At 45.5% G+C, this 10,118-nt stretch carries 12 protein-coding genes; 3 read left to right on the top strand and 9 right to left on the bottom strand.

What is annotated here, in order from left to right; translation table 11 throughout:
* Positions 1–254 (top strand): tyrosine-type recombinase/integrase (locus tag DW657_RS15210; RefSeq protein ID WP_147381972.1); only part of this gene is annotated, 254 nt, incomplete at its 5' end.
* Positions 255–420: 166 nt separating this feature from the next.
* Positions 421–1,119 (top strand): hypothetical protein, encoded by a 699-nt coding sequence (locus DW657_RS15205; RefSeq protein WP_118313285.1) that lies wholly within the window; start codon positions 421–423, stop codon positions 1,117–1,119.
* On the opposite strand, the gene DW657_RS17605 is transcribed toward DW657_RS15205, so the two are convergent.
* The 9 genes from DW657_RS17605 to DW657_RS15165 form a co-directional block, all read right to left on the bottom strand.
* Complete coding sequence (locus DW657_RS17605) at positions 1,007–1,954, bottom strand: hypothetical protein (protein ID WP_147381971.1); 948 nt, start codon at positions 1,952–1,954, stop codon at positions 1,007–1,009. The genes DW657_RS15205 and DW657_RS17605 overlap by 113 nt on opposite strands.
* A gap of 231 nt (positions 1,955–2,185) precedes the next feature.
* Positions 2,186–3,526: an OmpA family protein gene (locus DW657_RS15200; protein ID WP_118313284.1), complete on the bottom strand. Its 1,341-nt coding sequence runs from the start codon at positions 3,524–3,526 to the stop codon at positions 2,186–2,188.
* A 49-nt stretch (positions 3,527–3,575) separates the two neighbouring features.
* Positions 3,576–5,033: a MobV family relaxase gene (mobV, locus tag DW657_RS15195; protein WP_118313283.1), complete on the bottom strand. Its 1,458-nt coding sequence runs from the start codon at positions 5,031–5,033 to the stop codon at positions 3,576–3,578.
* A gap of 268 nt (positions 5,034–5,301) precedes the next feature.
* Positions 5,302–6,216: a hypothetical protein gene (locus tag DW657_RS15190; protein WP_233547141.1), complete on the bottom strand. Its 915-nt coding sequence runs from the start codon at positions 6,214–6,216 to the stop codon at positions 5,302–5,304.
* 58 nt (positions 6,217–6,274) lie between these two features.
* Positions 6,275–6,772 carry a hypothetical protein gene (locus DW657_RS15185; protein WP_118313281.1) on the bottom strand — a complete coding sequence of 166 codons (498 nt, stop codon included), beginning with the start codon at positions 6,770–6,772 and terminating at the stop codon, positions 6,275–6,277.
* A 13-nt stretch (positions 6,773–6,785) separates the two neighbouring features.
* The gene (locus DW657_RS15180; RefSeq protein ID WP_117695435.1) at positions 6,786–7,196 is read right to left on the bottom strand and encodes a hypothetical protein; all 411 of its coding nucleotides are present in this window, start codon (positions 7,194–7,196) and stop codon (positions 6,786–6,788) included.
* Positions 7,186–7,548, bottom strand: coding sequence for a hypothetical protein (locus tag DW657_RS15175; protein WP_118313280.1), 363 nt, complete (start codon positions 7,546–7,548; stop codon positions 7,186–7,188). The genes DW657_RS15180 and DW657_RS15175 overlap by 11 nt, the downstream gene beginning before the upstream one ends.
* The gene (locus DW657_RS15170; protein WP_118313279.1) at positions 7,549–8,004 is read right to left on the bottom strand and encodes a hypothetical protein; all 456 of its coding nucleotides are present in this window, start codon (positions 8,002–8,004) and stop codon (positions 7,549–7,551) included.
* Positions 8,005–8,016: 12 nt separating this feature from the next.
* Positions 8,017–8,895 carry a hypothetical protein gene (locus DW657_RS15165; RefSeq protein WP_233547139.1) on the bottom strand — a complete coding sequence of 293 codons (879 nt, stop codon included), beginning with the start codon at positions 8,893–8,895 and terminating at the stop codon, positions 8,017–8,019.
* Positions 8,896–9,441: 546 nt separating this feature from the next.
* Between DW657_RS15165 and DW657_RS15160 the strand changes: the two genes are divergently transcribed.
* Positions 9,442–10,071 carry a recombinase family protein gene (locus DW657_RS15160; protein WP_118313278.1) on the top strand — a complete coding sequence of 210 codons (630 nt, stop codon included), beginning with the start codon at positions 9,442–9,444 and terminating at the stop codon, positions 10,069–10,071.
* The last annotated feature ends 47 nt before the right edge of the window (positions 10,072–10,118 follow it).

Genomic DNA, 10,118 nt, shown 5'->3' with positions numbered 1-10,118 from the left:
TTCCGTTGCTTTTGCTTAAATTGTGCACAAAAGTCCGACATACGTATGCCTCGTTGCAGCTCGAACTTGGTACAGACATATATACCGTTCAGCATCTGCTCAACCATAAGAATGTCAGCACGACACAGATCTACGCTTCCCACGCAAACCCAAAAACACGTGAGGCAGCAGGCAGAATTACGTTAACGAACGTGAAAGACGACGAGAAGCCAACTGAAAGTACGATACGCCCAAAAGCAAATAAGAGAAAATAAGATTATAAGAAGGCAAAAATGAGAAACTAAAATATAGTTTAAAGCGTTGAAACACTGAATAATAAATAGTGTTTAAGAGACGCATTTTGTTGATGCGAAATAGTAGAAAATAGCAAGATTCTCTATATCTTTGCAGCCACAAAAACTCCAAAAAGTAACAATTGCAATGATTAAAAAGTTAAAAGAGAACTTCTTGATTCTCCTCATTTCGAATATGCTCACCATCATTATGATAGTAGTCGCTCCAAGAATATATGGAGCGATTGCTAACCTGATGATGGCAGTTTCCGACTCAGATTCCGGTTTCTCTTTGCCGATGATATTCTACTATATATCATTTGCCATCATTGTCTGTGCATTCATGTGCTTACGTAAGCCGCAAGCTGTGAGAGACATCGTGATCAATAACAGTATTTCTTCCAACGAACCATCCATATCGGATGTGGAGAAAGCAGAAGAAATGCGTGAACGCTATCGCAACAGGCAGTATAGTCTTGAAAGTTCAAAATATGATGCAGTCAAAGACTACACCTACTCTGTACTTTCGCCATATATGACAGATGAGTACTTGGAGATACTGTGCCAGAACATCAAACTGTACGACATCCCTGAATCATGTATTGTTCCTGTGAAGACAAATGGAACCTTGAATACTCTCGACATCAGGCATTATTCCTGGAATATTGGAGAACGCCTTGGTTGGAGCGGTCAGAAACGAGCAACCTTCATAAAGCTATGCTTCCCTACCGAACTCAAAGATGTTGAAGTAGAAAGCATGAGACGTACATTAAGACAGAAGGGCAAATGCGTAATTGATATTGATGTACCCGATTACAATGATTATCAATTTCATCATCAGAAATAAAAAAAGTTTTTAATATGCAGAACGAAGAAAGACAAATAACATTCAATGACATACCGGAAGTATTGTCACAGATACTGAAAAGATTCGATCTTCTTGACCAGTCTATGGAACTGATCAGCGCATTCACCCCACTTATCTGTTGTCCTTCAAGTACTGCATCCGTATAATAAAGCTGCTCTATCGGAGAAACCAACAATGGCAATGCTTTATTCCAAAGTTCCCTATTGCTTAAATCAATTTGTACCGTCTTGCTCTTTGTTCCTTCCAACTTAATCAGATCTTTGGAGACAAGCCAGCGCAATGATTTGTTTGCGGTCGCATAAGAAACGCCAAACTTATCGCTCAGTCCATAACCTGTTGCCCCAACAATGGATTCAATCTGCAAATGATAAAGCAACAAACATTGGGCAAAGGGAGGAATGGTTTCTTTCAAATCCAAGCCAACCTTTTTGTCTGGTTTGATGTCAAGCAAAAGAGATGGCAGGAACATTTGCCTGTTGGGGATAACAAAGTTAACTTTTTGTGCCACCAATCTTACCTTATTATAAGATGAAATGCATGGAGTGATTAATACGACGACGAGCTGTGTCTGTCGATGTATAATATCCAATTGTTTCTTCAACTGGGCAGGTGGCACAGAGTCACCATCCGTTAGGTAAGCCATCAAAATGTGCTGCCCCAAAATACATCCTTTATAAAAAGAGAACCTGGAAGAAACATTCATAGGGATTTCTACCAGCAAATCTTTATCCGCTGGTTCCAAAGCTACTTTTTCTCCCAACATGTTGCCGAAATATGCAGCTGTTTCATCTATATAATATTTAATATTGCACATAATATCACCACTAATATTACGTGCAAATATAGTGATTATATTCTGAATATCAAAACTTTCTATTGAACAAATAAGATTTTTTAAGATAATTAGGGAGCTTACTCATCTCGAGCAAACTCCCCATGGTGTATGAGAGAAGAATTTTAGTGCTTTTACTCAAAAGCTACATTCAGTATATATTATGTATATATGTGTACATGTATTCACGTATTCATGAATACACGTTTCAGCCTATTTCAGCAAGACAACGGTTGTGAAACGGTTTGCCTCATTCGCCGCATATTTGTCTATACCGCCTAAGTTGTAGGCTTTAATCTGGCTCTTATCTACACCTCGCTTGATGAGAGCCTTGGCTATGAACTTGGCACGGCGCTTACCCAAATCCTGGTTACCGGAGTGAGTGCCAGTAGCACTATCGGCTGCACCGGATATTTTAATCTTCAAGTTTTCCTGCTTAGCCATCTTCGCAATGTCGTCGAGGTTTACGAGCTGTGACTTGTCAACCAGTTTGTCGGAGTTGAGCTTGAAGAAGAAATACACCGGAACACCAAGGCTTACTTTCAAGTGGTCAGAAGATGAAAGGGAATCTGAGCGATAGCCATCAGCATAACCTGCAATGTTGCCATCACCGCTGCCCATTGCACCCTGCTTGCTGTTGCCATTCATCGAGAGTCGGGCACGGAGGGAGTTGAGACCACTGTAGCTGTTCTTCGGATAGACGGTCTTGCCATCGTCGTTTCCTGCAAGTCGCTTTTCCAGATGAGCATTCTTATCCCTCATGTAGGCAATGTAATCCTGGAGGGCGAGATTCTGCTCGATATAGGGAGTAGCATCCACTACTCGCTTCCACCCCGTCTTGCCTATCGTGAAGGACAAACCGGCTGAAACCGAAATCATGTTGTCGCCGAACTTGGTTGAAGTTCCGATGCCGTCAAAGTTCCTGGCGGTCAGCATTCCACTCACTTCTCCTACAAGATGAACACGGTCGCTGATGCGGTAACGGGCTTCCACGCCATAGGTGAAAGCAAACGGATGACTGCCACTCGAACCGCCCTGACAGGTACAGTTGTTGATCCAGTCGGAATTATGGATCATGCCGACACCTACGAAGGGAATCACATCCCAAAGAGGGATTCCGCTTTCATTCTGACGGATGCCAGACGTGACATTGTACAGAAAGTCTGCATGGACAAACTGATACTTCATCGTATGGAACTCTGCATTCTTGAAGCTGAGTCCCTGAAATCCTATTCGTCCACCGATTGCGGGCGTGAACCATTTGCCGACTCCTATCTGCAAGAGAGGAGTGACACGGTCGAACACGTCACCGCAACCAATGGGCGTCCCAAGAAAAGCCGAAGCCCCGCCCTTTGCTTCTATAAACCAATTTCTACCCCAGTTGGCTGCTTCGCTTACATGCTTGAGATATGTAGGATTAACAGGCATGAGCATCTGCTCCTGACTATATGATTTCTGGATATAAAGACTGTCAGAACTCTGTCTGGCAGTTTGTGCCGAAGCTGTCATTGCAGCCAGGCACATCATTGATATTGAAAATATTTTCTTTCTCATGTTGTTGTCTTTGATGATTGATTACTTGCGTAAACAAATGAGCATGGTGTTACATCTTCTTTCTTCTTCTGACGGATGGAGCGCACATCTTGCGTGCCATTGCCAGGCATCTTCTTGCCCACTCCCTATCGTCTTCATCCGGTCGCTTGCCCCATCCAGAGCCTGGGCTGCCGCCTCCGCCTCCATGCGTCTGTGCGATGGTTGTGGCATCATCCACGAAACCGCACACGAGATTCAAGGCTACCTTGACAACATGGTTGCCATCTTCAGCTAACTGACAGAGAAGTGTGCCGTCGAAGACGAGTTTCACGCTGTCAGGGAGATTCGGGAAGCGAATGGCAAACTCATGTACCATGGTGTCGAGCATCACGCCATTGAGATGATAGCTCATGTTGTGCGCCCAGGAAAGTTCAGACTGGTTGGCTTTGTCTTCCAGTTCACTGGCCTGCTTCTCTATCTCTTCCTTGTCCTTGCGGAGGGTGTCAAGCAACTGGTTGGTCTCAGAAAGCTTCTTCTCCTTATCTGCCAGTTTATCTTCCACCATCGCCTTCTGCTGTTCAAGGCTCTGAATCTTACGGGCGATGTCGGCACTGATGTTGTCGCTGTTGGCCTGCAAGGCTCTCAGCGGTTTGAGTTCTGCTTCGAGGCGGTTGATTTCAGCCTTCAGATTCTCAATCATAGAGGTAAAGGATTTCTGCTTCTTCTGGGCAATGGAGAGTTCCACGTTCAGATCTTCGAGGGCTTTCCGGGTGTTCAGCATCTGGGCTTCGAGCGTCACGCATTCGTTGGCGAGCCATCGTCGATACTCTTCCGTTGAACGGTGACGTGCTCCTGTCTCTGCTATCGACACCCCTCTCGTGAGTCCCCATTTCTCATTGACCTTGGCCAGTTCGTCGTGCAGGGCAAGAAGATAGTTCTTGTAATCTATGCGGTTCTGACCATGGAAGATTTTCTTGAAGGCGAACTTATTATCCTTATCAATAGGAAGAAGCGCACAGTGGACATGCGGATTTTTCTCATCGCAGTGGACGATGAAGGAGACGAGGTTTTCCTCTCCATATTTATCTGCCACAAAGCGATAGATGTCCTGTGCCCACTTTTCTATTTCTGGCATTCGCCGGATATGCTCGTTACCTTCCTTGCTTTCAAAATCTACCTTCTGATTGCCAAAGGCAAGCTCTCGCATGCGTTCCGTTGAACCTCCAAAGATGAAATTCACCACGGTTCGGAAACGTGGTTCTGCCAGTCCTTCGTTAGGGTCTTTAATGCCACGTGAAGCGAGATTTTCTGCCATGCGTCTGGTAAGCGGACGGCTCTTGTCTATCGGGGCGACTATGCCACCTGGACCAATCTCGAAGTTGAGATGCTCACGGCTACGGTCATAGTTGCCTTCACGCATGGCCTGGTTCCATCCTTTCTCCGTCCAGTCTCTCAACTCTTCGTTGCCTACCGAAGCGAGGCCTTTGGTAACCTTGATGTCCATGACCTGTTTTGATGATGTTCCCATATCGTATTTCTTTGCTATAGTCCTTACTCCATGAGCCTTTTTCAGTCTTGGCAACACCAGGAAATCTGACCCAGCTTGCTGTTTATCTGGTCAGCCCTCCCGACTACTTCAGTAGGTCGGGGTATTAGGCTTCCCAAGACTGAAAAAAAAGTGGCACGTGCAAGCACGCTGCCTCACGTTGCTTGAAATCATTCAGCGATGTGCTAACGGGCGTCCTGATCGCCATCAACGTGCCTCGCATGGAATAAGGGGAATATGACTATTGTTTTTAATCGTCGGAAGACTCCGCAGGTGCTACCTCTTCGGATGGCTCCCTGGCCTCAGTAAGAGGACGAGGGGGATTCGCATAGTAGTTGGATGCGGAGCAACAGATGTAGTGCTCGAAGATGCAATCCAGGAGTACTGTCTCCGCTTTCGAATATCGGGTTGCCACTTCGTCCATATAACTCGGCTTGATGTTGCCACTGATGGCTTTAGCCAGAATGCCAAGAGAATCGATCACCTTGTGCCAGTCCCAGACATGGTCTTTTCCGAAGAGCAGGCTCACGGAATCGGAAAGTTCCTCAGGCTGTTCTTTCTCCTGATTGAGATAACGGAGAATGGAAACTGCCAGTGAATCGAATACCTGGGTCTGCTGGTTGAGTACACGCCTGGCAGGAATGCCTCCATATCCTTCCTGCTTGGCCATGTTCATCTTCAAGTCGTAATAACGGCTGTAGGAATCGGCCACTTCCCTGGCGGTGGATCTGCCTTTGATGAAGCGGATGAACTGCATGGCGCAGAAATCGAGGATGTCGTCCGGACTCTCGATAAGAAGAGAGAGACGTTGCTCCAGATTGACAGAGAAGATGAAGCTCTTGGAGTATGGCTCTACGGAAAGCTGACCAAGTTTGGTGAGTCCGCAGATAAACTGGCGAACCGTGGCACGCTGCCATTGCCACTGACGGGCAAGTTCGGAAATGGTGGCAACAAACTGGCCGGGCAACAGCTGTAGGGCTCCATCGGTTCCCGGAGACTGATAGGCTCCTGAGGATGCTTTCGAAAGCAGGTCGCAGTAGGCTTCCAGCTTGCTGTAACGTTCCTCTGCTTTCGGCTTCAGAAACTCCAGCAACGAACGGTCAACACCTCTGCATCTGTCTGCTTCGGGTGTCTGTTGATTGGGGTGATGAGTCATTTGAGTCATTTTTGAATTTGGAATGTTGAGCAAGTGGATATGATTCTGTGCCAGTTGCAGGTGGCACCTAATAGTAATTTCTGATAATCAGCGCAAGCAGATCCTTCGGGTTGTTGATGGCCTCAGGATGGCTCTTCAGCTGAAGAACTCTTTCAGATGGATAGAAGACTGCTGCCACACTGATAGTAAAGAGGAACAGAGACATGCTGTTCATATAAGGTAAGGCGTAGCAAACCATCGAGAGGAGCAAGGTGGTGAACCAAAGTCTTTTCCTCTCATGCAGAAGATGGAACGTGCTTTCTGCGATTTTCCTGTTAAGAAGCACCAGAGTCAGGAGTGTTGACACTACGACTGAGAGATTGGGGGTCGTGACATGGCAACACCAGTTGATGAAGATTAGCATCAGCACAATCAGGTAAGCATAGAGATTTCTTGCGCTCTGAAACATGGCCATCTTCCACATAAACCGATTCATGAATCCATATTCCTTCCTGTAAAGACAGAAAAACGCTGTCAGCAGGAGGAAGGGAAAAGCGAATTGGATAAGGGTTAATATCTGTATCATATATTCCTTTATTTTACTTGTTATTATCTCTGTCGAGTGATTCGAGTCGCTCGGCAATTCTGTTGTTTAACTGGATGTTGTAACTGAGCGACATCTGGTCTATAGTAGGGTCTTTCGCCAGTTCTTCATCAGCTTCGATGAGAAGACGGAGATAGAGATCCACATTTGAATTGTGGTCTAACTTCTCTGTAGGCATAGCTTCTGACGATTTGCCATGAGGCTTTATCGGGAGCATCGTATCAGGGTCGATGTCATCAGGAAGCTGGTAAGCCGTCTGAATGCTTCGCATCACGAAGATGCAGAAGACTATCATCAGTCCGACAATCGCCTTGCCCATGATGTTTAAATCAAAGAGCATCAGAACAAGCACCATTACCAGGATGGCTATTATATAGAATGTATATACTTTTCTTTTAGTACTCATAATCGCTTAATTCAAGTTTGATGATTCCGAAGGATGCTTTCTCTATAATGTATTCGACATCACGCCGGGTGAGAGTGCCCTTCTCTACTCTACCCTTGGCACTCGGATCTTTTCTACAAAGAGCTGCCAGACCCTGGTTCAAGTCGTATTCATTGATTTTCCAGGTTCGCTTCTTTCTGAAAGAGTAATGATCTCTGTAACTTTGGAGCGAAAGTCCCTTGTAAAACAGGGGCTTCAACACCCCATCCTGCAGGATTCTCATCTCTACCAGCAGTTCCGTATCTTTAACTATTATCCATGTTCTGTATCTTTGTATGATGTCTGCAATCAGGTAATACGTCTGTCTGTTCATCTAGAGACCGCAGTTGAAATCATTCATGATCTGTACGTGTTCTCGCTTTGCCTTGAACGTGCCACGGCGTTCGTGCAGACGGAGGTCTTCAAAAAGATCTGCCGACATGAGTTCGATGGAGTTGTAAATCGTTACATTCAACTCGTGGATGAGTCCATCGGCGGAAGTCTTGCAGTTGATCTTGAACATCCTTTCGGTGACCGGATAGCAGTAGGCGCAGCATTCATGTCCGAACACCGTATGGACTGATGGCTCCAGATGGTAGAGAATGGCAAGGTCAGCATTCATTTCGAACATATCAATCACCTTATCTATAGGCTGTGGGATATGCACTTCGTAGGGAAGAATGGCATAATCTTCGTATGCCTTTATCTCGCCAATCCAATAATTGTCAATCAGCTCTGGCAACAGCATGGGGCCGGATGCCTTGAATTTGTAGATAGCTTCCTGTAACATGATAATGAAAGATTAGAGGGTTGATATGTAAAGACGCATCAGCTGGGCTGGAATCTTGTTGGACACTTCCTTGTTGACAAGGTGCTTGCCTTCAAGCCTCGTGATGATGGCAGGATAATCCTTGGCGATGTCCGTCATCAGCTGAGCCTGCTCCGGGGTGAGCATGGCGATGGCCAGCGCATCCATCGAGAGATAAGGCTGCAATATCATCCAGAGATAGGCATTGGCTTGGATAGCATCTCTGATTTTTCCTCGTTTCAAAGCGTCACGGCAAACCTGGGCGTTGAGAATCAGACGGCGGTCTGTTCGCATGGACATGAGAACGAGGGTCTCAGAAGCTGGCAACTTATTCCTGGAAGCGGATTTGTAGATGGCTGAGCAGATGTCTGCCGTATGGTTGGTGATTTCCGTCATTCCAATGGATGAGCATTCGTCGATATGAGCAAGGAACGTGCGGAAATAGCGGTCTTCCTCATGCAGGAACGCCACGAGTTCCTTTCTGGACTTGATGCCATGCGACTTTGTGCTCAGCAGGAACTTGGAGTAGTTGACCAAGGCTCTGTGAACTTCCAGGTCATAGGCAGCCGATTTGTCCAATGTGGCGAAGAACTTGGTGGCATTTTCCTTCAAAGAGCCGAGTTCCTTGTTGTCCTTATATAAAGAGGTGTGGAGCTTCACATAAGCCACATCGCTCAAAGTACAGTTGACAGTCATCCCCAGAAGTTCTGTGCGGATGGAGTCTGAAATCAGATCATACTTCATGGAAAGCCCACTGTGCGCATTGAACGAAGGATCCTTCCTGATGTAGTTCAAGACGGTATCTCCATACTCGCGCCACTGGTTGATGTAGTCTGCAAGATGCTCTGCATCAGAGTCTGAATGCCCTTTCATAGTTTGAAAGAAAGCCTGGTACTGTTTCAACGCATCTTCAGAAGACTTGAAATCATATTGACGACTTCCACTGCATGAGGTGATCATGAGTAAGGCACATAAAAAAAACAAGTGAAAGAATAAACTCTGCTGAGTTGTTTTTCTTTCACTTGCTTTACTTTCTTTCATTTGGTTTTTGAGACCTGTTGCTGAAGAGTTACCGAGGCAACCGACCAAACTGTTCAACTGTACTGTATTCCTATTATCCATTGGCATGTAATTGAAAATTTTGCGTGCAAAGATACAGATAAAATTCCACATTAACGACACTACAATCAGACTTTATGTTATTTTATGTTTCATACTCTTTGCAGTATGATTCTTGAAGATGCGCTCCTATTTATAAATTAGGTTAAATCAAGTCTGCTGAACCAACAAAACCAAATAGTATGAATCCATTTCTGAATATAATTTGTATCTTTGCAGAAGAATCGTGCCTGAGCAGGTGTTATCCTGCCATAAAAAGGCGCATAACTATCAAGTTATCAGTCAATAAAACATTTTGATATGGCAAAAGTAGGCTACATCATGGCTACATCCCAGTATGACAAACTGGAAGAAGACCGCAAATGGATGAACGAGTTCGGTTGTGTAAGAATCATCGAAGAAAGTGATGATAACGAACGCCACAGACCGCTGTGGAAACAACTGATGGCAGCATTGCAAAGAGGCGATGAACTGGTGATTCCGAAATTTTCCAACGCCTTGTGTGGCAGTCGTGAACTGGCAATATTCCTGGAATTCTGCCGGGTCAAGGTCATTCGCATCATCAGCATCCACGACCGGATTGACTCCAGCAACATCCTGTTTCCGGAAACCAAGCCATCTGACGTATTGGTAATGATGGGTTCCCTGCCCGACGAAGTCCTTGCTCTCAGGAAATCTGCAGAGCATGTAATCAAGCTGCAGGAAAAGATGATTGTGTCTCTGCCTCCTGTTTCTGCCAGCAAGATGCAGAAGCTCGACAGAGAAAAGACTGTAGTGAACCTCTATGTTGCAGGACATCCGATAGATGAAATCTGGAGAGCCAGCGGATTCAGAAGCAGAAGTTCCGTATTCCGCATACTCAACAAGCACGGTATTAAACTCAACAGAGGTAATCACTCCGGACCAATCAAGAAAAGAGACACAAAGTAAACAAGACATTGAAGATTAGAGCATGAAGAAGATATTATTCCTACACG

The organism is Prevotella sp. AM23-5 (assembly GCF_003473645.1).
In the GTDB taxonomy this organism is placed as follows: Bacteria; Bacteroidota; Bacteroidia; order Bacteroidales; family Bacteroidaceae; genus Prevotella; species Prevotella copri_A.
The sequence above is the reverse complement of the archived record's forward strand: the minus strand, read 5'-3'. Positions and strand labels throughout refer to the sequence as shown.

What these genes read in the sequence shown, in the direction of transcription:
- DW657_RS15205 (WP_118313285.1), top strand. Translation starts at nt 421, where the DNA reads ATGATTAAAAAGTTAAAAGAGAACTTCTTGATTCTCCTCATTTCGAAT.
- DW657_RS17605 (WP_147381971.1), bottom strand. Translation starts at nt 1,954, where the DNA reads ATGTGCAATATTAAATATTATATAGATGAAACAGCTGCATATTTCGGC.
- DW657_RS15200 (WP_118313284.1), bottom strand. Translation starts at nt 3,526, where the DNA reads ATGAGAAAGAAAATATTTTCAATATCAATGATGTGCCTGGCTGCAATG.
- mobV (WP_118313283.1), bottom strand. Translation starts at nt 5,033, where the DNA reads ATGGGAACATCATCAAAACAGGTCATGGACATCAAGGTTACCAAAGGC.
- DW657_RS15190 (WP_233547141.1), bottom strand. Translation starts at nt 6,216, where the DNA reads ATGACTCAAATGACTCATCACCCCAATCAACAGACACCCGAAGCAGAC.
- DW657_RS15185 (WP_118313281.1), bottom strand. Translation starts at nt 6,772, where the DNA reads ATGATACAGATATTAACCCTTATCCAATTCGCTTTTCCCTTCCTCCTG.
- DW657_RS15180 (WP_117695435.1), bottom strand. Translation starts at nt 7,196, where the DNA reads ATGAGTACTAAAAGAAAAGTATATACATTCTATATAATAGCCATCCTG.
- DW657_RS15175 (WP_118313280.1), bottom strand. Translation starts at nt 7,548, where the DNA reads ATGAACAGACAGACGTATTACCTGATTGCAGACATCATACAAAGATAC.
- DW657_RS15170 (WP_118313279.1), bottom strand. Translation starts at nt 8,004, where the DNA reads ATGTTACAGGAAGCTATCTACAAATTCAAGGCATCCGGCCCCATGCTG.
- DW657_RS15165 (WP_233547139.1), bottom strand. Translation starts at nt 8,895, where the DNA reads ATGAAAGGGCATTCAGACTCTGATGCAGAGCATCTTGCAGACTACATC.
- DW657_RS15160 (WP_118313278.1), top strand. Translation starts at nt 9,442, where the DNA reads ATGGCAAAAGTAGGCTACATCATGGCTACATCCCAGTATGACAAACTG.